The sequence below is a fragment of the Sphingobium fuliginis genome, assembly GCF_015074805.1.
In the GTDB taxonomy this organism is placed as follows: Bacteria; Pseudomonadota; Alphaproteobacteria; order Sphingomonadales; family Sphingomonadaceae; genus Sphingobium; species Sphingobium fuliginis.
Genome location: NZ_CP060035.1, coordinates 353,471 through 377,649, shown reverse-complemented (window position 1 = coordinate 377,649; position 24,179 = coordinate 353,471). Strand labels below are relative to the sequence as shown.

Genomic DNA, 24,179 nt, shown 5'->3' with positions numbered 1-24,179 from the left:
GTGACCGACATCACCACCCGCGCCGGCAAGGGGGCACCTCTCACCCACGATGAGGTGGACCAGAATTTCCTGAACCTGAAGGAAACGGCTGACCTTGCCTATGATGCGGTTGCCTCCATCGGCGGGAAGGCCAACGCTACAGCCGTTGGGGTCGATGATGCAGCCGCCAACATGGGCACCACCCCCGGCTCCATCCTCTCGGACAACGGGACGGCGAAGCAGTGGTTTCAGGAGAGCGAGGCGGCGATAGAGGAAGTGGCCGCGACGGCGAACGCGGCTGTAACGCCTGCCGTCCTGCAAGGCACTCTGGGTTCTCGCGAGGCCAATGTCCTCGACATTTCCGGTTGGGACGGCACTGGCGCAAACGACATGGCGACCGGCTATCAGGCGCTCATAAATCAGGCTGCGATTGCTGGCGTTCCTGTGGTTTCGCAGGGAGCAAAGATATTGCTGGGCAGCACAGTCATCCTGCCTGGCGCGCACTATTTCTTGGGCGCCGCTGACGGCGAACTTGGTGCAGATCAGACGCGCACAACGATGTTTGTAATCGGCCATAGCGGCAAGGGGTTCACAAACGCAGGAAGCACGACCGGCACGAATGGCCGTATCAAGATGTACGATTTTTCGACAAGCCGCAATCAACCAGCAGTTGTCCCTGGTGTTACGTACACCTGCGGTGACTTCGATTACGACTTCTATTTTCCAGATGTCAGCGGCCTTCATCTGGCGCGTTTTCTCACGCTCAACGCGAGCAAGGGCATTTACTGCAACGGCAACCGGAACACGCTTGAGGATTGGGCGGGCCAGTGCTTCCAGAAGGGCCTCCATGTAGATTGGTCCTATGACACGCTCCAGGTCGACCGGGTTCACCTGTGGCCGTTTGACAAGATGGACTCCGAAGTAAGGAGTTACATGCAAGATCAAATGGTTGCGTTCCAGTTGAACCGCGTCGATAATCCGATGTTTTCCAACATCTTTTCCATCTGGCACAACAAGGCATTCAGCATCGGCCACTTTGCCGGTGATGGCCCGTTCAAGCCAGCCGGTACTGTGTCTAAGCTAAAGCTGAGCAACGCTGATCTCGATATAGGTGATACAGCGTACTACGTGGCACCGGCGGCGGACGGCCACACCGCGTCCTGGGCGAATGTGAGCGGTCAAGGCCGCGACACACCTACCAATCAGCCGCTAGTGGAGATACATGGTCCCAACACCCGCATCGTCGGTGACTTTGATGGCTCGAATGTCGGCGGCAACGTGGTCCGCCACGAAGCCACGGCGACCGGAAGCGAAATATCGCTCCGCATCCAGTGTAAAGACTGGAATGATTCCGGCTTGGGCTATCCAGGCGTCGAGGTGGTATCTGGCGGCGGACGCTTCATTGTCCTGCCTGGTTCGAAGTTCACCAACGGCAACGGCGCAGAGAACACGAACGCGGCTGTGCCAGCCATCGCGTCTGCCGCAACAATCGCGCTCAATGGTATTGATGATGTCTTCAGCGTCACCGGCACAACCAATATAGGGACGATTAGCGGCCCGCAGAGCTATGTGGGGCGGCGGATCACGCTCCGCACCGCTTCCGCTCTCACAGTGCTTGTGAGCGGCAATATCAAACTGAAGGACGCCGTCAATTTCGCCATGGCGGCAGGGGATACGCTGACGCTGCTGTCGGATGGCTCCAACTGGTACGAAGTATCGCGGACGCAGGTCAATGCCTGGGTCACGAGCTTCGTTCCCACAATCACGGCGACCAGCGGTGCGATCACAACCTCGGCTGCGACATGCCAGTATAAGCGCGAGGGCGCGAATGTTCATTTCGCGATCTCGATAACGATAACGACCAATGGCACTGGTGCGGGGACGCTTCGCGCCACACTGCCTTTCGCCAGCACCGGCAACGACAATGTCTTCATTGGCCGCGATCGTGGCGTCAGCGGGAAGGCGCTCACGGCTACGCTGGTTGCTGGAGGCAGCACCCTCGACATCAAGAATTATGACAACAGCTACCCGGCTGCGGACGGGGCGGTAATCATGATTACCGGCACCTATCGGGCGGCATGATTATGACGCATCCCCACCCGGGCGCCTTTGTCCTCCTGGCCGGCTTCGGCCCCGGCTGCATCGTCCCTGACGGCTGGCACGTGGTGTCTGCGGTGAACCAAGACGGCAGCTTTCACGTGGGCGGCAGGACGGCGGTCTGGCCGGACAGGATCAAGGAAATGAGGGTCGGCAGCTTTAATGCGCCGGAGGTTTAATCATGGAAGCAGCGGGGCCGCGTGTGAGTGAGATCGATTGGCTAGGCGCGAGCGGGGGGCAACTCGCTGTGGCGTTCGGCGCCGGGTGCGTGGCGACATGGGGATTTATTCAAACCGTGCTGGTGGGGCCGCTCAAGAAGCAGATCAGGGAACTCAAGGACGAGTGCGAGAAGCGGGACGAACGATCGGCGCAGCGCATCAACCAGCTTGAGACGCTGCTGTTGCTCCATGGGCCGGGTCAGTTGCGCCAGCAGCTACAGGCAGCGCTTTCGGAAGAGCGGGTGCTGGGGGATAAGGGATGACAGACTGGAAGCCTCTCCAGCGCAATCTGGGCGTCACAGCGGACGGCATTGTGGGCCGTGGCACATTGCGCGCTCTGTTTCAGCGCCTTGGGGCGGATACAGGGCGAGCGGTTGAGCTTGGCATATCGGCCAATGTCCATTTCCGCTCCTACGGCATTCTCGACAATGGCCTTCGCCTCGCCCACTTCCTCGCCCAGGTCGCGCACGAAAGCGGCGGCTTCCGGTACATGGAGGAGATATGGGGGCCGACTGAGGCGCAGAAGCGCTATGAGGGCCGCAAGGATCTCGGTAATATCGTCAAGGGCGATGGCTCCCTGTTCAGGGGGCGCGGGCCTATCCAGATCACCGGCAGGGCCAATTATGAGGAATATGGTAACGCCATCGGCCTGTGGCTGACTGACAAGCCCACCTTGGCCGCCATCCCGGCTATCGGCCTCCACATCGCCTGCGAGTACTGGAAGCGCAAGGGGCTGAACGCTTGGGCCGACGCGGATGACGTTCTGACGATCACCAAGAAGATCAACGGCGGGGTGAACGGCCTTGCCGACCGACAGTCGCGGCTCGCCATCATCAAGGGGGTGATCGGGATATGACCGTCAAAGACCTCCCCCGCGCCATCATCACCGCCGTAATCATGGTCTATTTCGGCTACGCGCTGTTCAACCACTGGTCCGAAGGGCTGGAGGAGACGCTCAAGAATGTCGTCATGCTGGCCGTAGGCTTCTGGCTGGGTTCGTCCAAGGGCAGTTCCGACAAGGCGGCTACTATCGAGAGGATCAGCCAATGATATTCGTCGCAGGCTTCTTCATTGGCGCCGGGACGGTGATCGGTATCCTGATCCTCGCCGCCTGCGCGATCTGGAAGGATTTGAGTGCATGATCTGGATTTCGGCCGCCTATCAATTCGTAAAAGGATCTCGGACTGCACAGATCGCCCTAGCCGTTCTGGTCCTGGCTGCGGTCGCGGCCGGCCTCTACCTCTGGGCTATCCAGGCGCAGCGTCAAGCGGTCAAAGATGCTACCGCATCAGGGCGAGCGATCCAACAGCGCGATGATCTGCACGAAACCCTCAACCGAACCCTGGAGGCGATCAATGCCGAGGAAGCCGTTCGTCACAATCCTGCTGTGCGCGATGCTGCCTGCCTGCGCCACGCGCGAAACCCCGAGGATTGTTGATACCTCCTGCACCGCGTTCAAGGCGATCAGCTTCGCAACACCTAGCAAGACGAAGCCGGAGACCGCAGCGAACAGCTACGATACTCCAGCCACTGTCGATGAGATCATGGCGCACAATGCCAAGTGGGATACGCTCTGCGGTAAGCCCTAGCGAGTTGCCGTATGGACCGTTAAGCGTAGGTCCATGATGAACAAGAAGATTCTTTACATCGGCTGTCACGGCTATCTCGAATATGACGATATCAAAATCCTGAGCCATGCCGGTTTCTCAGTATTTTCTACGGGTGGGTGGAGCGACCCTTTGCAGCCGGTTTCTGCTGTTCGCCCGCCAATCCCCTCCGCGCGCCAGGTGCCGGGCGCCCTTGATCTATGGAACAGGGATAAGCTGACGCCCCAGAGTTGCGTGCAATCGGCAGCGTTCCTTGATCTCTTCGACGTCATCCTCGTCGTACACGATCACAGCATTGTCGAGACGATCCCGGCCGACAACAAAAAGCCGGTTATTTTTCGCACGATCGGGCAAAGTAGCCCGCCGCTGGAACGCTGGATGTCTCAACATCGAGACAGGATAAAGATTGTTCGGTACTCACCGAATGAAAGCAATATACCGGGATACGCTGGCGCCGATGCACTCATAAGGTTCGGCAAGTTCGAGGAAGATTTCCCGGTCTGGTCGGGGCATGAAAAGACCGTCCTCAGTTTCTACCAGCAGGCAACCCGTCGCTTGGCCCATGCCAACTTTGAATTCTATGAGCAGGCAACGGCCCCCTTCCCGCGCGTCCTCTATGGGAACGGCAACCCCCCGTCCGAGTTCTCTCGCCCCACCGCGACATATGATGACATGCAGCGATATTATAGCGCTCACCGCGTCTATTATTCGCTCGGCACATATCCGGCCAGCTATACGCTGAATTTCATGGAGGCGATGATGGTCGGGATACCGCTGGTCACGCTGGGCCACAGCGCCGCGTCCTCCCCTTATACCAAACCGCGACTCGGCGGAATAGCTTATATCGGGTAGCGAATCACTTCCCACGCACCGCGCTTGTCGGTCAGGTAGAAGGCGAATTTGCCATCAGCGCGGTTCACCAAATCCATCTGCACATGTTGCCGCGCTTCTTCAGCGGTGGCGAACGCGGCAACACTGAAGTGGCCCTCTGGCAGCTTCCATGTTGCTGGAATGATCATCCCCTCACCCTACCCCTAATGCCCCACCCCATAAACGATAATCGCTATCCCCATAGCGGCAAGCATGAGAAGGCCGCCTAGGAGGAAGTGGGTGGGGGCGGACATGGTTCTGGCTCTATAAGGGCGGTGATGGCCTCCACGGCATATTCCTTCGTGTCATCGAAGTTCGCATTGCCCACTCGACTTTCGTCCCATGGCAGGCTTTCTACCACCTCAGCAGCCTCCCTAAGCCCAGCTTGGCGACCGGCTTCCTTCATGCGGGCGAAGGTTTGGACCAGCGCAGTGTCGTCCTTTTTGCCGGCCACAATGTCATCAGAAAGGCCAAGCAGCCGTATATGCTCATCAGCATAGTCCGCAGCCGCCTCCCGCACATCCTGATCCACCTTACCGTCCATCATGAGGGCCTTTCTGGGATAGGGTGCCGGTCATGGCTTTCCACCTTCAAAAACGTACCGGGCCAGCGCAACGAGGACTTCAGTCGTCTCTATCGATTTAGCTTCGTAAATCATCTGTTCGATGCGGTCCCCGATCCGCTTCTGCTCATCAAAGCGCGCCTGCCCGATGCGGCGGGTCATCATGAAGCGAGCTTCCGCCTTGGCTTTCTCGTTATCGTCCATCTCACTCCCCCTCAAGGTGGGCGCGGGCGCGCAGGGCGGCGGCGCAGATATGAAGCGGCAGGAAATATATGCCGTCACGTTCTTCGCGGGCCGACGCGAGCGCCTCCTCCAGAATATCGAGAGGGTCGTCCGCAGCATCTGCGAGCGTCATCGCCGCGTCGAGAGAACCCGTCCATTGCTTGGCGTGATTGCCCCTGTTGCTGGTGAATAATGTCCGTTTCCCCGGCTCAGTATACTCCACCTGCGTTTCTTCGCTTTGGTATGCCTGCCAATGGCTCTTATACCGCGCCCCGTTGAGAACGCACCATATCCGAGCATCCAACTCCTGATCCGGGCCGTTCGCCTTTTCCACAATCTCAGCCAGCTTCATCATCTCAGACATGGGGGTGATCCTTGTGGGGGTGGGAGATCAAGCCGCGACGGATGCGATCGATCTGCGCGATTTGGTTCGCCTTGGTGCCGGGCTTGTTCTGCTCATGGAAGTAGACGCATGGGCCGGGAAAGCAGGTATCTTTTCCGGTCACGCGCTCGCACTTCATGCAGGCAGGAGATAGCGGGGTCCAATCAGCCATGCCGCCGGACCTTTCGCGGGGGATAGGACAGGTGCGCGTATGCCTCGCGAACCATCTTCATGGCCCGATAGTCGGCCGCCGCAGTTCGGAAACATGTTTCGCTCGCCTTCGCGCCACAAAGGGGGCATTTGTCATTGAAGCCACACCGGCCCTTATTGACAGGACAGGCCTTCTCGGCGGCGTCGGATATGGCGATGGCGTCAGCGATTTTGCTGAGCGGGTCATCAATGATGGTCATGACCGTACCTCATACGAATAGAAGCTGATGGTCGGTTCCGGATGGACGCTGAAAATTCTCAGCTCACCATCATCGCCGCCAAAGGTGCAGCGGACATGAACAGTCATCGGACAATCAAACGGCTCTTCGTGGTATGATTTCTCGACCACTTCGCGCGCCGCCTCCTCATGGTCGTAGGCCATCAGTAGGACGCAATCGTCCTCGGCTTCTCCGTTGTCTGGGCACCAGACGCGATATTGTTCCTTCATGCTGCATCCTCCGGCCACAGTTCGACATCGAAAATGGCGCAGCACTCGTTGCACACGGAGTAGCTCCCCATCCCGCCGCCCGCTAAGCCAAATCCGAATTCGTGCGTGCCATCGGGGTGCAGCTCGCATCCGCCTGGAGCCTTAACCCCCTCCAGCATTTCCTTGCTGATGCCGCACGACTTACACCAATCGTGATCGCCAAATTCCTTTGAATAATCCCACTCGGTTTCCTGCTCACAGATTTCGCAGTATTGTACATCAGTCATAGCGGAACCCTCCTTTCGCTATGCAGGGCCGGGTCTGTTGACGCAGATTCCGGCCCAAATTGGTTTGCCAACTGCTGCGGGACTCGGCGGGAATGCGTGGGTCGAAAAATGGCGTTTGCCAACGCAAGCCATTGTTTCAGACTAATTGTGGCTATCCTGTCGGGGTCGCCATTTTCCGCCAGTTCAGCGCTTTTCGGGGCGGCCGGCCCGTTCCCGGATCGGCCGCATCGCTTCATGGACCATGCCGCTCAGCAGCAGGCTGCCCTGCCGCGACAGATGGTCGTCGTCGGAATAAAGCGGCACGCCATGCATCATCGTCGCGCAATGGCCGGTGCCGCAGAGCAGGCGGTGCGGATAGACGACGCCGGCCGCGAAGCGCCGCCGCATCTCGTCAAAGGCGCCGAACACGTCGCGCTGCCGCCGCAGATAATCCGCCAGCGGCAGGTCCAGTTGCGCCGGTTCGCTGTAGAGTTCCGCCCGCGCAAGGCTTTCCGGCACGTTGCGGCGGAATTCCGGAATGGGCGCGACCAATATGACCCGCTTGCCCATGCCGGTCAGTGTCCGCACCGTTTCCTTCAGCCCCGCGCGAAACAGCAAAGCGTCGCGCTTGAGGCTCCGGTCGTCATTCCCGTCCCGGCCGAGATAGCAGGGCGTGCCGCCTTCGGGGCGGCGTCCGTTGGCGCACAGACCCCAGCGGGACACCAGGAAGACCGTGTGGATCGTCGGACTGTCGCGCAGCATCGCCAGCACCTGCGCGTTGAAGGCGCTGCAATCATGGCTGGCGGGCTGGTCCAGCCGATCCAGCCCCAGCAGGGTGGGGCAGGCAGGATAGGATGCGATCCGTCCGGACAGACCCAGCGCATCGCCTGCCTGATCGAATGCGGGTTTCAGCGCATGGGCGTGGGAATCGCCCCAGAGCAGGAAACTGGGCGCCGTGCCGTTATGCGCGCCCACCGCGCACAGCGCCCGGTGCCGCACCGCCGCCATGCCCGAACAGCGCTCCGGCAGATAGGCCATGCTCCGGCTCGCCGCATCGAGCGCGGCGACGGAGGGCGCCACTCGCGCAGGCAGGCCGCCGGACAGGTAGAGCAGCGCGCCCGCTCCGCACCCCGCCGCCATCATCGCGCCGGCGAGCGCGAAGGCGCGGCCTGCCGTGAAGCGACGGGCCCGGCGGAACGGCTCCTCGATGAAGCGCCAGGAGAAAGCGGCGAGGAGGAGTGAGAGCAGGATGATGAGCAACTGCTCCCGCAACCGCCAGTCGCCGTCCGTGCGATAGGTCCAGAAGACGACAAGCGGCCAGTGCCACAGATAGAGCGAATAGGAGATGCGGCCGACCGCCACGGGCATCGCGCCGCCCAGCAGATGGCTGACCGCCGACCCGCTCTGCCCCGCATGCAGGATCAGTAGCGCCCCCAGCACCGGGTAAAGCGCGTTCAGCCCCGGAAAGGCCGTCGCGCTGGAAAAGCCGAACAGCGCCCAGCCGATCGACGCCACCCCCGCCAGCGCGCAGAGCTGCGCCGCCCAACGGTTCCGCAGCGGCGGCAGCATATCCGTCGCCAGCAACGCGCCCGCCAGCAACTCCCAGGCGCGGGGAAAGGGAAGGTAGAAGGCCAGCACCGGCGCACGGTCGACCAGCAGCAGCGCCGTGGCGAAGGACAGAAGCGCCGCCACCCCCAGCAGGAGCCGCGTCCGCCCGCCCGCCCGAAAGGCACACAGCATCAGCAGCGGGAAGAGGATGTAGAATTGCTCCTCCACCGCCAGCGACCATGTGTGCAGCAGCGGCGCTTCTTCCGCGGCGCTGCCGAAATAGCCGCTATGCCGCGCGAAATGGAGGTTGCTGGCGAACAGCACCGTCGCCGCGGCGCTCAGGCCAAGCGCGCGATAGTCCAGCGGCAGCAGGATCTGGCTGCCGGCGATGATGGTGACGGCGATGGTCGCGAACAGGGCGGGGAATATCCGGCGGATGCGCCGCACATAGAAATCGGTGAGGCTGAACCGGCCTTCCGCCAGCTCCCGCGCAATGATCGAGGCGATCAGATAGCCGGAGATGACGAAGAAGATGTCGACGCCAATGAAACCTCCGGAAAAGGGCCAGAGGCGGACATGATAGAACAGCACCGGCAGCACCGCCAATGCGCGCAGCCCATCGATGTCGCGCCGATAGGCAACGGACGGGCTGGCCTCCAGCGCGGTCGGCGCGGGCAAGGCCGGACAGGATGCGCTGGCGGCGATGCTTTCCCTCCTCTTTTCCGGGATCTGGCAGGCGCTGATGGTGATAGAGCCTGTCTCGACCGGCGCATCGGCGCATCGGGACAGCCGCCAGGGTCAAAGGTGTTAGGGGGCTGGCTGGAAGACGCAAGGAAGGGACGCGCAAGGGAGGCGCGCCTAGTCCGATCGGTCAGTCGCCGCCGCCACGCCCCTCCGCTGAACGCAACAGCAGGTCGTCGGTCACCGTCATGGTGAAGATGGGATCGGCGTCCGGCGGCACCTCCGCTATGGCGTCGACGAAGGCGGCGCGCGTCTCGGGATCGTCATAGACCATCTTCTGATCGAAAGCCGCGCGCCAGCTCGCTTCGTCCGGCCATTCGGCATAGCCGACGAAGCGCCCGTCGGCATCGCGATGCAGGCGTGAACCGTAGCTGCCATATTTTTCGCGGATCAGGTCGGTTCCCCGGCGCCAGGCCTTGCGGAACTGATCCTCCTTGCCGGGGTGAACGCGCCACCAATAGACCGCGACGAACATCGTGCCTCTCCTTTGCGCAGGAGAATGACGCTCCCCGGCGAAGGTTGCGACAAAAAAGGCGCGCAGGACCGGCCTGCGCGCCCTTCCTCAAACCCCCAACTCGGATCAGAGGACCGACTGGCCGGTCTTTTCCCAGTCCGCCAGGAAGCCGGCAATGCCCTTCTCGGTCAGCACATGGTTGAACAGCGCCTTGATGACGGACGGCGGCGCGGTCATCACGTCGGCGCCGATCTTCGCGCTTTCCAGCACATGGATCGGGTGACGCACGCTTGCGACCAGGATTTCCGTGGCGAAGGAATAATTGTCGTAGATCAGGCGAATGTCCTCGATCAGCTTCATGCCGTCGAAGCCATTGTCGTCATGTCGCCCGACGAAGGGCGAGATGAAGGTCGCGCCCGCCTTGGCCGCCAGCAGCGCCTGATTGGCCGAGAAGCAGAGGGTGACGTTCACCATCACGCCATCCCCAGTCAGCGCCTTGCAGGTCTTGAGGCCATCGATCGTCAGCGGCACCTTGATGCAGACATTGCCGGCGATCTTCCGCAAGACCGCGGCTTCCTTCATCATCGTCTCATGGTCGAGCGCGACGACCTCCGCCGACACGGGGCCTTCCACGATGCCGCAGATTTCCTCCACCACCTCCAGGAACTTGCGGCCCGACTTGTGGATCAGCGAGGGGTTGGTGGTGACGCCGTCCAGCAGGCCGGTGGCGGCGAGTTCGCGGATTTCATTGGTGTCGGCGGTGTCGACGAAGAACTTCATGGATCTGCTCCGGCAGAGGAAGGGACGAATCGCGTTTCCTTTAGCGGCTCCATGACGGATTAGCCATTATTGCCGGAGGCTGCCCCTTTACCTTCCGCCCGGCGCAACATTATGACGGCGGCACCTTTCCAAAGGACCGATCCATGCCCCGCCGCCAGCGTCCCCGCCACATATCGGACGCGCTGATCTCCGTCGGCCTCCTGGCCGCCTCGCCCGCCTTCGCCGCCAGCCAGGAAAATCAACTGTGGACGACCGAATCGCTGGTCGTGCAGGCAAGCGATTCGGACCTTGTGTCGCTCGACCTCAGCCAGCGCTTCCGCCAGGCATCCTCCAATGGCGGGCAGCAGACGGTGCGCGTCCTGATCGACCATCGCGTCGCCGGGGCGGTGCAGATCGGCGGCGGCGTCGCCTTTTTCCGCTCCGAACCGGAACAGGAAATGCGGCTGTTCCAGCAGGTGACGCTGACGAAAGGCATCTGGATGAGCCGCACCCGCATCGAACAGCGCTTTTTCGATACCACCGACAGGGCAAGCTGGCGGCTGCGACAACGGATGCAGGCTTCGGTGCCGCTGGATGCGGCGAAACGGTGGACGCTGATCGCGGCGGCCGAGCTGATGTTCCACCTGAACCGCGCCCGCCCCGGCGACAGGCCGGGCCTTGCCGTGATGCGCAACCAGATCGGCCTGCGCCATCCGATCGCCAGGGCGCTGGACGCGCAATTGCTCTATATGCGGCAGCAGACGTTCCGCGACGGCCGCCCGGATGCGGTGGCGCACATCCCCTGGCTGACATTGAGCTGGAAAATCTGACGCGCTCCAGGGCTTGCCTCAACCGCCCCTGCCATTAGGGAGAGGGCAATGAGTTCGCGCGCCCGTGTCATCCTGCTGAACGCCGCCCTGGGGCCGCTGGACTATCGCGTGCCGCATGGGATGAACGTCAAGCCCGGCAGCATCGTCGTCGCGCCGCTGGGTCCGCGCCAGATCGTCGGCGTGGTGTGGGACGAGGACAGCTTTCCCGAAATCGAGACGGTGGGCGACAACCGCCTGCGCAACATCGTCGGCCCGGTCGACGCGCCCCCGGTGCCGGAGACGCTGCGCCGCCTGATCGAGTGGACGGCGGATTATTATCTCGCCCCCATCGCCGCCGTGCTGCGCATGACGCTGGCATCCATGGCGGCGCTGGAGGGCGCGCGCACCGTCATCGAATATCGCGCCACGGGCGACCTTCCTGACCGCATGACCGAACAGCGCACCCAGGCGATGGAGCGCATCGGCGAGCGGCAGGGGCTGATCCGCGAGCTGGCGATGATCGGGGGAGTCAGCGACGCGGTGATCCGCGGCCTCATCAAGGCGGGCGCCTTCGAAGCGGTGGAGGTCAGCGTCGACACCCCCTTCCCCATGCCGAATCCCGATCATGCCCCGCCGCTGCTGTCCGATGGGCAAGGCGCGGCCGCCGACCAGTTCATCGAAGCGGTCAGGGAACGGGCCTTCGCCCCCTTCCTGCTCGACGGCGTGACCGGATCGGGCAAGACGGAAGTCTATTTCGAAGCTATCGCCGCCGCTATCCGCGAGGGACGGCAGGTGCTGGTGCTGCTCCCCGAAATCGCGCTGACCGAGCCCTTTCTGGAACGTTTCGAAAAGCGCTTCGGCACGGTCCCCGTCAACTGGCACAGCGGCCTGCGCCAGAGCGAGCGGCGGCGCGCCTGGCGGGCGATCGCGGCGGGCGAGGCGTCGGTGGTGGTCGGCGCCCGCTCCGCCCTGTTCCTGCCCTATCCCAATCTGGGCCTGATCGTGGTGGACGAAGCGCATGAGGCGAGCTTCAAGCAGGAGGATGGCGTCCACTATCATGCCCGCGACGTGGCGGTGATGCGCGGCCTCATCGAGAAATTCCCGGTCATCCTCGCCTCCGCCACCCCCGCCATAGAGACGCGGCATCAGGTCGAGCTTGGCCGCTACAGGGAAATCAAGCTGCCTTCCCGCTTCGGCGGCGCGGCCATGCCGGACATAGAGGGCATCAACCTGCTCACCGACCCGCCGGAGCGTGGCCGCTGGATCGCGCCGCCGCTGGTCCGCGCCATCGACGAGACGATGGAAAAGGGCGAGCAGAGCCTGCTTTTCCTCAACCGCCGGGGCTATGCGCCGCTGACGCTCTGCCGTCATTGCGGCTATCGCTTCCAATGCCCCAATTGCACCGCCTGGATGGTCGAGCACCGGCTGACCCACCGCCTTGCCTGCCACCATTGCGGCCATGTCATCCCCGCCCCGCGCTTCTGCCCGGAATGCAAGGAGGAGGATTCGCTGGTCGCCTGCGGTCCCGGCGTGGAGCGCATCGCCGACGAGGTGAAGGCGCTCTGGCCCAATGCGCGCACCGCCATCGTCACCTCCGACACGCTCTGGTCGCCCGCCAAGGTCGCGGAATTCGTGAAGTCGGTGGAGGCGGGCGCCGTCGACATCATCATCGGCACGCAACTCGTCACCAAGGGCTATCACTTCCCCAACCTGACGCTGGTGGGCGTGATCGATGCCGATCTGGGCCTCGAAGGCGGCGACCTGCGCGCGTCGGAACGCACCTTCCAGCAGATCGTGCAGGTCGCCGGACGCGCCGGGCGCGGGCAGAAACCGGGCCGCGTCTTCATCCAGACCCGCATGCCGGAGGCAGAGGTCATCAAGGCCCTGATCGCAGGCGATGCAGAGCGCTTCTACGAGGTGGAGACGGAGAATCGCCGCCACGCCAACGCCCCGCCCTTCGGCCGCTTCGCCGCGATCATCGTGTCCAGCGAGGATGCGGACGAAGCCGCCGAGGTCGCGCGGCTGATCGGCAAGTCCGCGCCCTCGATCGAGGGGATGCGCGTCTACGGACCCGCCCCGGCCCCGCTTTCCGTGCTGCGCGGGCGGCACCGCCACCGCCTGCTGATCCACGCGACGCGGCAGGTCGACGTGCAGGACGCGATCCGGGAATGGCTGGGCAACCTCAGCTGGAAATCAGGCACAAGGGTGGCGGTCGACGTCGACCCGTACAGCTTCATGTGATGGCCCGAACACCCATGGAAAGCCCCTGCGTCAACATCTGCAAGCTCGACAAGCCCGGGCGGATCTGCACCGGTTGCGGACGGACGACGGACGAAATCCGACGCTGGGCAGGGATGAGCAAGGCCCAGCGCCGCGCGATCATGGAGCGGTTGAAGGGCTTTTCTTCCTAGCGGCCTCGGCATCGAAGCGCTTCTTGAGGGCCAGCGCGGCGTCGCGCGTGCCGGAGGGGTGCGGCGAATAGGCCAGCGGGTCGAGCAGTTGGGATGCCTTGGCATAGTCCCCCCGGAATGCGAGGGCCTGCACATAGGTCATCCGATATTCCGGGCTTTGCGGCAGCAGCAGAAAGGCCTTGGCCAGGCCGTCATAGCCGATGTCCGGCATCAGCCCGCCCTTCATCGCATGATAGCGGTAGAACAGCGCCAGCGGCACCGGGTCTTCCGTATCCGCGCGATTCGCCTTGACGATGGCCTTCAGCGCAGCCTTCCAATCCTCCTCCTTGTCATCGTCCTGCGCCCGCTCCAGCAATGCCCGCGCCCGCGCGCTATAGGCCCGCGACAGTCCGGGATCGAGCGCGATCGCGCGATCGGCGTCGGCCAGCGCCGCGGCCTTCTCCTCCGCCTCCCACTCCGCCTCCGCCAGCAGCGCCAGCGCATAGGCGCTGGACGGGAATTTGGCGGCGGTGGCGCGGATCGCACGGACGATGTCGGGCAAATCTTCGGTGCGGGGATGGTTCATCAGCCGCAATTCATCCTCGATCAGCGCACCCTGCGCCGGATCGACCGGGCCGATCGCGATGGCTCCCACCGTCACTGCGCTGGGATCGAGCCGCGATGCCGACAAGGGACGGCGCATATAGGCCTTCAGGTCCTTTTCCAGCCCCTCGACGCCCCCGGCAAAATAGCCATCCAGCTTCATATCCGGCACGCCGGCCGCCAGATCCTTCAGATAATGGCTGATTTCCGCCCGCCGGTCGGCCTTATACTGGAAATAATGGGTGAGCAGCCAGGCCGTGCCATAATAGCGATCTCCGTCCCGCAGCCCCAGCCCGTCCGTATCGCGGGCGAACAGGTCCTTCAGCGGATAGGGCGAATCCTGCACCAGCGTGGGCGCCCGCGCCATCGGGATGCGGCCGAACTGGATCGACCCGTCCTTGGGGAATTTCACGGCGGAGAAAAATTCCGCGAAACCCTCCACATACCACGCCGGATAAGCCGCCGGGAAATGATGCAGCATGAAATGATGGGTATATTCGTGGAACAATATGTCCTCGGCACCCACATCATAATCGCTCGTCTTCGCGCCCCGCGCCAGGACGGCATAAGCGAAGCGATCCGACGTCGTGTAGAAACCGCCGATATTGGGATTGCGCGCCAGCGCCTTCACCTTGGCGTCGTTGGACAGAAGATAGACATGGACCGGGCTGCCCGCCTCCGGATCGTCGACGCCGGTCACGCGGCGCAACAGGCCGTCGAATTTTTCCAGCTTCTCGGCAAATTCATGCAGCCTGGCTTCGCTGCCGTCGCTCATGATGGTGAAATGCCGGCTGTTCGCCTGCAACCACGCCGCCTGCGCCGTACCCGGCATGATCGCCAACGCGCCCGCCAGGAGCAGCAGCCCCTTCAACACCCGAATCGTCACGCCACCCCCTGCAACGGCGTTGAACCCCGGCGGCACTCATGGCCGACAGTCTGCTGAAAGAAAAGCGAAAAGCGTGGTTTCAGCCCCGGCTTTCGCGCTCCAGCAGGGCCTGCTTGCGCGGCGTGCCATAGGCGTATCCGCCCAGGCTCCCATCGCTCCGCAACACTCGATGGCAAGGGATCAGCACGGCCAGATTGTTGTCGCCGCAAGCCGTCCCGGCGGCCCGCACGGCGCCTGGCCTGCCGATGGCCGCCGCAATTTCGCCATAGGTGCGCGTCTCCCCCGGCGGGATCGCGCGCAAGGCCGCCCATATCGCCTGCTGAAACGCCGTCCCACACACATCCATCGGCAAGTCCGGCGGCTCCGACGGATCGTCGATCAACCGCACGACCTGCGCCGCCAGGGCCGAAAGCCCCTCGTCGGCGGGCAGGATCTCCGCCTTGGGGAAGCGCCGGCGCAAATCCGCCTCATCCTCGTCGAAGCTGATCCGGCAAAGCCCCCGCTCGGTCCCCGCGACCAGCGCTGGCCCCAGGCCGGTCTGCACCACCGCATGGCGAATCGCCACGCCCCGCCCGCCATCCTTCCAGGCGCTGGGCGTCATGCCCAGATGCCGTTCCGCATCGGCATAGGCGCGGCTGGGCGCATTATAGCCCGCCTCATAGATCGCGCCGGTGACGCTGCTCCCCTCCTCCAGCGCGCTTTTCAGCCGTTCGGTGCGCAGCGATCGGGCATAGGCGGCCGGCGTCATCCCCGTTTCGCGCTTGAACAGCCGGTGGAAATGATGCGGCGCATAGCCCGCATGCGCCGCCACCTCCTCCAGCGAGGGCGGGGTCTCGGCGGCAGCGATGAAGGCGATGGCCGCCTCCACCGCCAGCCGGTCGCGCCCGACCTCGTCGGGGCGGCAGCGCAGGCAGGCGCGGAAACCCGCCGCCCGCGCTGCCTCCGGGTCGGCAAGGAAGATCATATTCTCCCGCCGGGGATGCCGCGCCGCGCAGCTCGGCTTGCAATAGATGCCGGTGGTCAGCACAGCGCCCACGAACCGCCCGTCGAAGCTCCGGTCGCGCCCCAGAAAGGCGTCCCAGCAGGCATCTGCGTCCGGCATGGCGTGGATCGGGGCTTCGGGCTGTCTCATCTCGGTCATGAATAAGGGATAGCCGCGCCCGACGCATCAGCCTTCCCGCCGCTTGCGCTCAAAAAGCGGCTCCACGCTTTTTTGCGCATTGCCTCAATCCCACCATCGCATATGAATGCCGCCAACCATGGTCGCACTATTCCGTCGCCTCGCCCCTGTTCTGGCCGCGCTCCTGGCTCTTGCCGGGCCCTCCGGCGCGCATGCCGAACAGCAGGACATCGCAGCCGCCGCCCGCGGCGTTGTCCGCGTCGTGCTGGTCGCGACCAACGGCTCCGACGCCTATTTCGTGGGCCATGGCAGCGGCTTCGCGGTCGCGCCGGACAAGATCATCACCAACGCCCATGTGGTCGAACTGACGCGGGAGGAGAAGGACCTTGTCATCGGCGTCATCCCTTCGGAGGGGACAAAGACCTATGGCGGCCGGATCATCGCCTTCTCGCCCGGCAACGACCTGGCGCTGATCCAGTTGGAGGAAGGCAGCCTGCCGGTCAGCACCTTCTACGCCGGGGCGGTGAGCGACGGGCAGCATGTCACCGCCATCGGCTATCCCGGCACGGTGGACCGCGCGCAGGGCCTTGGCCTCAAGCAACTGGTGGAACCGCTCGGCACGGTGAAGACCAGCGGCACTGTGTCCTCAGGCAGGGCCAGCCAGAATTTCGATACGGTGCTGCACACCGCGCCGCTGGCCGCAGGCAATAGCGGCGGGCCGCTGGTCGACGATTGCGGCCGGGTGCTGGGGGTCAACAGTTTCGGATCGGTCTCCGACGGCAATGATGCGGAGTTCGGCTTCGCCGTGTCCTGGCGGGAAGTCGCCTCCTTCCTGCGGCAGGCCGGCATATCGTCGCTGCACACCGTCGTTCCCTGCCGCTCGATGGCGGAGGCGGACGCCGCCGAAGCCGCCCTCGCCCAGCGGGAGGAAGCGCGGAGCGAGCAATCCGAACGCGCCCGCGCGGACGCTCGCGAAGCCGCGCTGGACAAGGCCCGCGACACGGCCGAACGCGACGTCATTTCCGCCCGGGAAAATGCGATGGCGGGCGCCGCCGTGCTGCTGGCGCTGGCGGTGCTCGGCCTCGGCGCAGGCGGCCTGTTCTACAGCCAGGGCCGGGAACGGCGCGCCACCTGGTGGCTGGCGGGCGGCGGCGTCCTGCTGTTCGCGGCGATCGGACTGTTCTTCCTGAAGCCCAGCTTCTCCAGTATCGAAGAACGCATCGAACTGCCGCAGGACGCGAACGTCATGGGCAACAACGCCTATGCCTGGGCCGGCGACAATGTCTGCCGGGTGGACGTGAATCGCAGCCGGCTCACCATATCCCAACCCAATGACATCGGATTCCACTGGGCGGAGGGAGGCTGCGTCGACGGCGACACCCAATATGTCTCCTCCGGCACCGGCTGGCAGCGCGCGGCCGTTCCCGACGACCATAATTTCGTGACCGTCAGCCGCTTCGATCCGGCAACGGGCACGCTTCGGGTCCAGCGCTGGCTGCCCGACATCGACACCATGGCAAAGGCCCGCGCGCTGGGCGGCGGCGCGATCAAGGGCTGCGGGAGCGATTCTGCCCTGCTGGGGAAAATCGCCACGCTGCAGAACGATCTCGCCGCTCTGCTTCCGGCCCAACCCAATGAACGGATCGTCTACCATTGCCAAAAGGGTCGGCTCACCCCCGAGGGGAAATAAAAGCGGGGCGGCGACCAACGATTCGTCCCATATAAAAACTCAGTCAAATCGCGATGATTTCATACTGACGGTCGAATCGCGTTCCATGGCTTGCATAGTCACAATCCCACTGCTAACCGGCCCCCCAACAGGGGACCGGGACGGACAGAACCGCGCCCCCTTTTTGCATGACCGGCAATTCAAAATGCCAGAATCAAGTGGAGGACGGTAAGCGCGTGGAGACGACCGGCGGTATTCAGGCCAGCCTCAGCGGCCGCTATGCGGTGGCGCTGTTCGATCTGGCCCGCGACGGCAAGACGCTCGACACCGTCGCGGCGAGCTTGGCTGCGCTCAAGGCGGCACTAGCCGAATCGGCCGATTTCAAGGGCCTGGTGAACAGCCCCGTCCTCAGCCGCGACGCAGCGGGTAAGACGATCGCCGCCGTCGCATCCTCCATGGGCCTCGACCCGCTGACGACGAATTTCCTGGGCGTGCTGGCGCAGAACCGCCGCCTTTCCCAGCTGCCCGCGATCATCCGCGCCTATGAGACGCTGCTGTCGAATCACAAGGGCGAGGTTCGCGCCGAAGTGACGAGCGCCCATCCGCTCGACGCCGGACAGGTCAACGCCCTGCAACAGGGCCTGCGCGCCCGCGTCGGCCGCGACGTCGCGCTCGATGCCAAGGTCGATCCCGCGATCCTGGGCGGGCTGGTCGTCAAGATCGGCAGCCAGATGATCGATTCCTCCATCCGCACCCGTTTGAATAGTCTCGCCCACGCGATGAAAGGCTGAAAGGCTGAACATGGATATCAACGCCGCAGAAATTTCGAAGGTCATCAAGGACCAGATAGCCAATTTCGGCACCGAAGCGCAGGTGAGCGAAGTCGGTTCCGTGCTGACCGTGGGTGACGGCATCGCCCGTGTCCATGGCCTCGACAACGTCCAGGCGGGCGAAATGGTCGAGTTCGCCAATGGCGTGCAGGGCATGGCGCTCAACCTGGAAGCCGACAATGTCGGCGTCGTGATCTTCGGCTCGGATGCCGAGATCAAGGAAGGCGACACCGTCAAGCGCACCGGCACCATCGTGGACGTGCCCGTCGGCAAGGGCCTGCTTGGCCGCGTGGTCGACGGCCTCGGCAACCCGATCGACGGCAAGGGCCCGATCCAGTACACCGAACGCAAGCGCGTCGAAGTCAAGGCGCCGGGCATCATTCCCCGCAAGTCGGTGCACGAACCCGTGCAGACCGGCCTCAAGGCGATCGACGCCCTCGTCCCCGTCGGCCGTGGCCAGCGCGAGCTGATCATCGGCGACCGCCAGACCGGCAAGACCGCCGTCGCGATCGACACCTTCATCAACCAGAAGGGCATCAACGCGGGCGACGATGAGAGCAAGAAGCTCTACTGCATCTACGTCGCCGTCGGCCAGAAGCGCTCGACCGTCGCGCAGATCGTCAAGCAGCTCGAAGAAAATGGCGCGATGGAATATTCGATCGTCGTCGCCGCGACCGCCTCGGAACCCGCTCCGCTCCAGTATCTCGCCCCTTACACCGGCGTCACCATGGGCGAATTCTTCCGCGACAACGGCATGCATGCCGTGATCGTCTATGACGACCTTTCCAAGCAGGCCGTCGCCTATCGCCAGATGTCGCTGCTGCTGCGCCGTCCTCCGGGCCGCGAAGCCTATCCGGGCGACGTCTTCTACCTGCACAGCCGCCTGCTGGAGCGCGCCGCGAAGATGAACGACGCCAACGGCGCCGGCTCGCTGACCGCGCTGCCCATCATCGAAACGCAGGCGGGCGACGTGTCGGCCTATATTCCGACCAACGTGATCTCGATCACCGACGGCCAGATCTTCCTCGAAACAAACCTCTTCTATCAGGGCATCCGTCCGGCCATCAACGTCGGCCTGTCGGTGTCGCGCGTCGGCTCCGCCGCGCAGACCAAGGCGATGAAGAAGGTTTCCGGCTCGATCAAGCTGGAGCTGGCCCAGTATCGCGAAATGGCGGCCTTCGCCCAGTTCGGCTCGGACCTCGACGCTTCGACCCAGAAGCTGCTGAACCGCGGTGCGCGCCTGACCGAACTGCTCAAGCAGGCCCAGTTCTCGCCCCTGCCCTTCGAAGAGCAGACGGCGTCGATCTTCGCGGGCACCAATGGCTATCTGGACAGCATCCCGGTCAAGGACGTGACGCGCTATGAAGAGCTGATGCTCGCCTATCTGCGCCACGACCATCCCGAGGTGCTGGCCGCCATCCGCGACAGCAAGGATCTGGGCGACGAGCCCAAGGCGAAGCTGAAGGCCGCGCTGGACTCGTTCGGCAAGACCTTCGCATAACGCACCACCCCGTCATTCCCGCGAAAGCGGGAACCCATCTCCCGACCGAGCGCCCAGACGCAACGCAAGGGAGATGGCCCCCCCACGGGGATGACGGGTGAAAAAGGAAGAGAACCGCTAGTTCGCAATGCTCACCGCCCATTCCCTCCTCGCCTGGACCGTGATGTCAATCGGTCTGGTGCTGCTGCCGGGACCGGACACCATGCTGGTGGCTGGTCACGCGGCGCGGCGCGGGCTGAGGGCGGGAATGGCGGCGATCGGCGGCATCCAGCTTGGCGGGCTGTTCTACATGGCGCTCTGCGGCTTCGGCTTCCTCAGCGTGTTGAACGCCGTGCCGGGCCTCTTCATGGCGGTGAAGATCGCGGGCGCGATCTATCTCGCATGGCTCGGCCTTTCGATGCTGCGCGGCGCGGTGAAGCCGTCGCCCGCATCGGAAGCGCCCAGGCTGCGGATCGGCGGATCGCCCTTCGCGCAGGGATTCATCAGCACCGTGCTGAACCCGAAGGTCGCGATCTTCTTCCTGGCCGCGCTGCCGCAGTTCGTCGGCACCGGTCCGGACGCACCATGGCAGGGCATGCTGCTGATCGCGATCGTCTATGGACTGGGTTTCTTCTGGTGCGCCCTTCTCGCGATCCTCGCCACCAAGGCGGGGCGCAAGGTCGGGCAGAGCAGCGCGATGCGCTGGTTCGAAGGCGCCATGGGCGTCGGTTTCTTTGGTCTCGCGGGCCGTCTGGCCCTTGCTCGGAATGTTTGAACTATGGCTAGCCTCAAGGAACTGAAGCTGCGCATCGGGTCGGTCAAATCGACCCAGAAGATCACCAAGGCCAAGCAGATGGTCGCCGCCGCGAAGCTGCGCAAGGCGCAGGCCGCCGCCGAAGCCGCCCGCCCCTATTCCAGCCGCCTGGAAGCGGTCGTCGCCAGCCTCGCCTCGAAGATCGCAGGGGGTTCGGGCGAAGGCGCCTCCCCGCTGCTGGCCGGCACCGGTAAGGACGATGTCCATCTGCTGGTCGTCGCCAATTCGGACCGTGGCCTTGCCGGCGCGTTCAACGCCAACATCGTCAAGGCCGCCCGCTCCAAGGCGGACGAACTGATCCAGCAAGGCAAGACCGTCCGCTTTTACCTGATCGGCCGCAAGGGCCGTCCGGTCATCAACCGCACCTTCCCCGGCATGATCGTCGCCCAGTTCGACACCACCGGCGTCAAGGAACCGGGCTATGCGCAGGCAGAGGAGATCGCCCGCGAACTGACCGACATGTATCTGAACGGCAAGTTCGACGTCGCGCATCTCTTTTTCTCGCGCTTCAAGTCGGCGCTCGCCCAGATCCCGACCGAGCAGCAGATCATTCCGGTGAAGATCCCGGCCGACGCCGACCGCAACGCCATCGGCGCGACGGTGGAATATGAACCGAGCGAGGAAGCGATCCTCGACGACCTGCTGCCGCGCAACGTCACGGTGCAGATATTCAAGGCGCTGCTGGAAAACAATGCGTCCGAACAGGGCGCGTCGATGACCGCCATGGACAATGCGACCCGCAACGCCGGCGACCTCATCAACAAGCTGACCATTCAGTACAACCGCAGCCGTCAGGCCGCGATCACCACCGAACTCGTCGAAATCATCTCGGGCGCCGAAGCCCTTTAAGTGCAGGCAAGGACAGTAGTCATGGCAACCACCAACAATGTAGGCCGCATCAGCCAGGTCATCGGCGCCGTCGTCGACGTCACCTTCCCCGATGCACTTCCGGCCATTCTCTCGGCGCTGGAGACCAGCAACAACGGCCAGCGCCTCGTGCTGGAAGTCGCCCAGCATCTGGGCGAGAACACCGTCCGCACCATCGCGATGGACTCGACCGACGGCCTGACCCGCGGTCAGGAAGTGACCGACACCGGCGCGCAGATCAGCGTTCCCGTCGGCCCGGCCACGCTCGGCCGCATCCTGAACGTCGTCGGTGAACCGATCGACGAGCGCGGCCCGGTCGGCACCACCCTCTCCGCCCCGATCCATGCCAAGGCGCCGGAATTCGTCGACCAGTCGACCGACGCCTCGATCCTCGTCACCGGCATCAAGGTCATCGACCTTCTCGCTCCCTATGCGAAGGGCGGCAAGATCGGCCTGTTCGGCGGCGCGGGCGTCGGCAAGACCGTGCTCATTCAGGAACTGATCAACAACATCGCGAAGGGCCATGGCGGCACTTCCGTCTTCGCGGGCGTCGGTGAGCGTACCCGCGAGGGCAACGACCTTTATCACGAATTCCTCGACGCAGGCGTCATCGCCAAGGACGCCGACGGCAACGCAATCAGCGAAGGTTCGAAGGTGGCGCTGGTCTACGGCCAGATGAACGAACCGCCGGGCGCCCGCGCGCGCGTCGCCCTGTCGGGCCTCACCATCGCGGAATATTTCCGCGACCAGGAAGGTCAGGACGTGCTGTTCTTCGTCGACAACATCTTCCGCTTCACCCAGGCGGGCGCGGAAGTGTCGGCTCTGCTCGGCCGCATTCCTTCGGCCGTGGGCTATCAGCCGACCCTCGCCACCGACATGGGCGCCCTTCAGGAGCGCATCACCTCGACCAACAAGGGTTCGATCACCTCGGTGCAGGCCGTGTACGTCCCCGCGGACGACTTGACCGACCCGGCGCCGGCCACCAGCTTCGCGCACCTCGACGCCACCACCGTTCTCAACCGCGCCATTTCGGAACTGGGCATCTATCCGGCGGTCGACCCGCTGGACTCGACCAGCCGCGTTCTGGAACCCCGCGTCGTCGGTCAGGAACATTATGAAACCGCCCGCGCGGTTCAGGCGATCCTCCAGAAGTACAAGTCGCTTCAGGACATCATCGCGATCCTGGGCATGGACGAGCTGTCGGAAGAGGACAAGCTGACCGTCGCCCGCGCCCGCAAGATCCAGAAGTTCCTGTCGCAACCCTTCCACGTCGCGGAGGTCTTCACCGGCATTTCGGGCAAGTTCGTCCAGATCGAGGATACGGTGAAGTCGTTCAAGGCCGTGGTCGAAGGCGAATATGACCATCTGCCCGAAAACGCCTTCTACATGGTCGGCGGCATCGACGAAGCCATCGAAAAGGCGAAGAAGCTGGCTGCGGAAGCGGCGTAAGGCAAATGATGGGAGGCGTCGTCCTTGCACTAGCTTTGCTGCAATCGGCAACACCGGCCAAGACGACGGCCTCCCAGTTGACCAGCGCGCTGGAAACAGCATTTCGAGCCTGCGCGCAACAGCTTACCGAGCGGGACCATTTGACCGCGAAGAACGAAAAGCTGTTGAAGAACGTCGGTATCACCTTGGCCATTCCTCCGGCCGATGTGGAGACCATGGCTAGCCGCTTATTTGGCAAGGAAGGCATCTACGCTTCCGTCGCCGTGCCCGAAGGCAAGATGTGGCTGGCTACTTCCGCCTCGGTGCCGGCTTGTAAGGTGACGCTGGCCGACACCATGCTCTCGCTGACGGCAAGATATGATTGGACGACCAAATTGCGGTCGACCATAGGCTGGACGATCGATAAAAGCCGATCTGGGATGCAAGGCAATTTCATGCGGGATTTGCTGGTCCTCAATGCGGAACGTCCCGGCGGGCATATGATCGTCATTCTTGATGGTCCCAACATCGTTTACAATGAAGGCAAGGGCATTCAGATGATCATGACCGTCGCCCTTGATGCAGCAAAGGCTCAGTAAGACAATGGCACTGCATTTCGAACTCGTGACCCCGGAAAAGCTCGTCCGCTCGGAAGAGGTCTATCAGGTGGTCGTCCCCGGCACCGATGGCGACTTCGGCGTGCTGGAGGGCCATGCGCCCTTCATGTCGACCGTCCGTGACGGCACGATCCAGATCTTCGCCAACGCCGGCGCCGCCCCGGAAATCATCCCGGTTCGCGGCGGCTTTGCCGAGGTGAACGAAAAGGGCCTCACCGTCCTTGCGGAGCATGCCGGCTGATAAGCCAAACTGACCGCTGCTAAAAGTCAAAGGGCCCCGTTCCAAGTCGGAACGGGGCCCTTTGGCATTCCAGACTGGCCGAA

Annotated in this window: 31 protein-coding genes; 18 read left to right on the top strand and 13 right to left on the bottom strand. The window is 63.6% G+C overall.

Annotated elements, in window-relative coordinates:
* From H5V43_RS01750 to H5V43_RS01720, 7 genes are all read left to right on the top strand, one after another.
* The gene (locus H5V43_RS01750; protein ID WP_025550435.1) at positions 1-2,061 is read left to right on the top strand and encodes a hypothetical protein; all 2,061 of its coding nucleotides are present in this window, start codon (positions 1-3) and stop codon (positions 2,059-2,061) included.
* Between the two features lie 2 nt (positions 2,062-2,063).
* Positions 2,064-2,255, top strand: a complete 192-nt coding sequence (locus tag H5V43_RS01745) for a hypothetical protein (protein ID WP_037483425.1) — start codon at positions 2,064-2,066, stop codon at positions 2,253-2,255.
* Between the two features lie 23 nt (positions 2,256-2,278).
* Positions 2,279-2,557, top strand: coding sequence for a hypothetical protein (locus H5V43_RS01740; protein ID WP_128830819.1), 279 nt, complete (start codon positions 2,279-2,281; stop codon positions 2,555-2,557).
* Positions 2,554-3,150 carry a glycoside hydrolase family 19 protein gene (locus H5V43_RS01735; RefSeq protein ID WP_025550441.1) on the top strand — a complete coding sequence of 199 codons (597 nt, stop codon included), beginning with the start codon at positions 2,554-2,556 and terminating at the stop codon, positions 3,148-3,150. The genes H5V43_RS01740 and H5V43_RS01735 overlap by 4 nt, the downstream gene beginning before the upstream one ends.
* Positions 3,147-3,344 carry a hypothetical protein gene (locus H5V43_RS01730; protein WP_025550443.1) on the top strand — a complete coding sequence of 66 codons (198 nt, stop codon included), beginning with the start codon at positions 3,147-3,149 and terminating at the stop codon, positions 3,342-3,344. Before H5V43_RS01735 ends, H5V43_RS01730 begins: the two co-directional genes overlap by 4 nt.
* An 88-nt stretch (positions 3,345-3,432) precedes the next feature.
* Complete coding sequence (locus H5V43_RS01725; RefSeq protein ID WP_128830820.1) at positions 3,433-3,732, top strand: hypothetical protein; 300 nt, start codon at positions 3,433-3,435, stop codon at positions 3,730-3,732.
* Positions 3,733-3,916: 184 nt separating this feature from the next.
* Entirely contained in the window at positions 3,917-4,753 is an 837-nt protein-coding gene (locus H5V43_RS01720) for a hypothetical protein (RefSeq protein WP_025550445.1), read from the top strand.
* On the opposite strand, the gene H5V43_RS01715 is transcribed toward H5V43_RS01720, so the two are convergent.
* The 11 genes from H5V43_RS01715 to fsa all read right to left on the bottom strand — a co-directional run bounded on the left by H5V43_RS01715 (position 4,741) and on the right by fsa (position 10,363).
* Positions 4,741-4,920, bottom strand: a complete 180-nt coding sequence (locus H5V43_RS01715; protein WP_040261860.1) for a hypothetical protein — start codon at positions 4,918-4,920, stop codon at positions 4,741-4,743. The two genes, H5V43_RS01720 and H5V43_RS01715, sit on opposite strands and share 13 nt — an antisense overlap.
* A gap of 77 nt (positions 4,921-4,997) precedes the next feature.
* Positions 4,998-5,318 (bottom strand): hypothetical protein, encoded by a 321-nt coding sequence (locus tag H5V43_RS01710; RefSeq protein ID WP_025550447.1) that lies wholly within the window; start codon positions 5,316-5,318, stop codon positions 4,998-5,000.
* A gap of 27 nt (positions 5,319-5,345) precedes the next feature.
* Positions 5,346-5,537 (bottom strand): hypothetical protein, encoded by a 192-nt coding sequence (locus H5V43_RS01705; protein WP_025550449.1) that lies wholly within the window; start codon positions 5,535-5,537, stop codon positions 5,346-5,348.
* A gap of 1 nt (position 5,538) precedes the next feature.
* Positions 5,539-5,910, bottom strand: a complete 372-nt coding sequence (locus tag H5V43_RS01700; protein WP_037483426.1) for a hypothetical protein — start codon at positions 5,908-5,910, stop codon at positions 5,539-5,541.
* Position 5,911: 1 nt separating this feature from the next.
* Positions 5,912-6,109 (bottom strand): hypothetical protein, encoded by a 198-nt coding sequence (locus tag H5V43_RS01695; protein WP_128830821.1) that lies wholly within the window; start codon positions 6,107-6,109, stop codon positions 5,912-5,914.
* A complete protein-coding gene (locus H5V43_RS01690; protein WP_025550453.1) occupies positions 6,102-6,347 on the bottom strand; it encodes a hypothetical protein in 246 nt (81 codons plus the stop codon). Before H5V43_RS01690 ends, H5V43_RS01695 begins: the two co-directional genes overlap by 8 nt.
* On the bottom strand, positions 6,344-6,595 hold the full coding sequence (locus tag H5V43_RS01685) for a hypothetical protein (RefSeq protein WP_025550455.1): 252 nt from the start codon (positions 6,593-6,595) through the stop codon (positions 6,344-6,346). Before H5V43_RS01685 ends, H5V43_RS01690 begins: the two co-directional genes overlap by 4 nt.
* A complete protein-coding gene (locus H5V43_RS01680; RefSeq protein ID WP_025550457.1) occupies positions 6,592-6,861 on the bottom strand; it encodes a hypothetical protein in 270 nt (89 codons plus the stop codon). Before H5V43_RS01680 ends, H5V43_RS01685 begins: the two co-directional genes overlap by 4 nt.
* A gap of 183 nt (positions 6,862-7,044) precedes the next feature.
* Positions 7,045-9,066, bottom strand: coding sequence for an acyltransferase family protein (locus H5V43_RS01675; protein WP_244968645.1), 2,022 nt, complete (start codon positions 9,064-9,066; stop codon positions 7,045-7,047).
* Positions 9,067-9,259: 193 nt separating this feature from the next.
* The gene (locus H5V43_RS01670) at positions 9,260-9,604 is read right to left on the bottom strand and encodes an antibiotic biosynthesis monooxygenase family protein (protein WP_025550459.1); all 345 of its coding nucleotides are present in this window, start codon (positions 9,602-9,604) and stop codon (positions 9,260-9,262) included.
* Positions 9,605-9,709: 105 nt separating this feature from the next.
* Positions 9,710-10,363: a fructose-6-phosphate aldolase gene (gene fsa / locus H5V43_RS01665; protein WP_025550461.1), complete on the bottom strand. Its 654-nt coding sequence runs from the start codon at positions 10,361-10,363 to the stop codon at positions 9,710-9,712.
* Between the two features lie 143 nt (positions 10,364-10,506).
* On the opposite strand from fsa, the gene H5V43_RS01660 reads away from it, so the two are divergent.
* From H5V43_RS01660 to H5V43_RS23845, 3 genes are read left to right on the top strand one after another with little or no spacing between them, the layout of a single operon-like run.
* The gene (locus H5V43_RS01660; protein WP_025550463.1) at positions 10,507-11,172 is read left to right on the top strand and encodes a DUF2490 domain-containing protein; all 666 of its coding nucleotides are present in this window, start codon (positions 10,507-10,509) and stop codon (positions 11,170-11,172) included.
* Positions 11,173-11,220: 48 nt separating this feature from the next.
* Positions 11,221-13,392: a primosomal protein N' gene (locus tag H5V43_RS01655; RefSeq protein ID WP_099186344.1), complete on the top strand. Its 2,172-nt coding sequence runs from the start codon at positions 11,221-11,223 to the stop codon at positions 13,390-13,392.
* Positions 13,320-13,562, top strand: coding sequence for a DUF1289 domain-containing protein (locus tag H5V43_RS23845; protein ID WP_306812478.1), 243 nt, complete (start codon positions 13,320-13,322; stop codon positions 13,560-13,562). Before H5V43_RS01655 ends, H5V43_RS23845 begins: the two co-directional genes overlap by 73 nt.
* Here the strand turns inward: H5V43_RS23845 and H5V43_RS01645 are convergent.
* Together H5V43_RS01645 and ada are read right to left on the bottom strand one after the other, a co-directional pair.
* Positions 13,531-14,976, bottom strand: a complete 1,446-nt coding sequence (locus H5V43_RS01645) for a tetratricopeptide repeat protein (RefSeq protein WP_052816772.1) — start codon at positions 14,974-14,976, stop codon at positions 13,531-13,533. The two genes, H5V43_RS23845 and H5V43_RS01645, sit on opposite strands and share 32 nt — an antisense overlap.
* A 133-nt stretch (positions 14,977-15,109) precedes the next feature.
* Positions 15,110-16,171, bottom strand: coding sequence for a bifunctional DNA-binding transcriptional regulator/O6-methylguanine-DNA methyltransferase Ada (ada, locus tag H5V43_RS01640; protein ID WP_048576179.1), 1,062 nt, complete (start codon positions 16,169-16,171; stop codon positions 15,110-15,112).
* A gap of 118 nt (positions 16,172-16,289) precedes the next feature.
* Between ada and H5V43_RS01635 the strand changes: the two genes are divergently transcribed.
* From H5V43_RS01635 to H5V43_RS01600, 8 genes are all read left to right on the top strand, one after another.
* Positions 16,290-17,840 carry a S1C family serine protease gene (locus H5V43_RS01635; protein WP_025551224.1) on the top strand — a complete coding sequence of 517 codons (1,551 nt, stop codon included), beginning with the start codon at positions 16,290-16,292 and terminating at the stop codon, positions 17,838-17,840.
* 215 nt (positions 17,841-18,055) lie between these two features.
* Entirely contained in the window at positions 18,056-18,610 is a 555-nt protein-coding gene (locus H5V43_RS01630) for a F0F1 ATP synthase subunit delta (RefSeq protein WP_025551226.1), read from the top strand.
* Between the two features lie 10 nt (positions 18,611-18,620).
* On the top strand, positions 18,621-20,150 hold the full coding sequence (gene atpA, locus H5V43_RS01625; RefSeq protein WP_044661763.1) for a F0F1 ATP synthase subunit alpha: 1,530 nt from the start codon (positions 18,621-18,623) through the stop codon (positions 20,148-20,150).
* Between the two features lie 127 nt (positions 20,151-20,277).
* Positions 20,278-20,904: a LysE family translocator gene (locus H5V43_RS01620; RefSeq protein WP_025551227.1), complete on the top strand. Its 627-nt coding sequence runs from the start codon at positions 20,278-20,280 to the stop codon at positions 20,902-20,904.
* A 3-nt stretch (positions 20,905-20,907) separates the two neighbouring features.
* Positions 20,908-21,792, top strand: coding sequence for a F0F1 ATP synthase subunit gamma (locus H5V43_RS01615; protein ID WP_025551229.1), 885 nt, complete (start codon positions 20,908-20,910; stop codon positions 21,790-21,792).
* Positions 21,793-21,813: 21 nt separating this feature from the next.
* Positions 21,814-23,259 (top strand): F0F1 ATP synthase subunit beta, encoded by a 1,446-nt coding sequence (gene atpD / locus H5V43_RS01610; protein ID WP_025551231.1) that lies wholly within the window; start codon positions 21,814-21,816, stop codon positions 23,257-23,259.
* 5 nt (positions 23,260-23,264) lie between these two features.
* A complete protein-coding gene (locus tag H5V43_RS01605) occupies positions 23,265-23,837 on the top strand; it encodes a hypothetical protein (protein WP_128830856.1) in 573 nt (190 codons plus the stop codon).
* Positions 23,838-23,841: 4 nt separating this feature from the next.
* Positions 23,842-24,096, top strand: coding sequence for an ATP synthase F1 subunit epsilon (locus H5V43_RS01600; protein WP_044661760.1), 255 nt, complete (start codon positions 23,842-23,844; stop codon positions 24,094-24,096).
* Positions 24,097-24,179 lie beyond the last annotated feature (83 nt).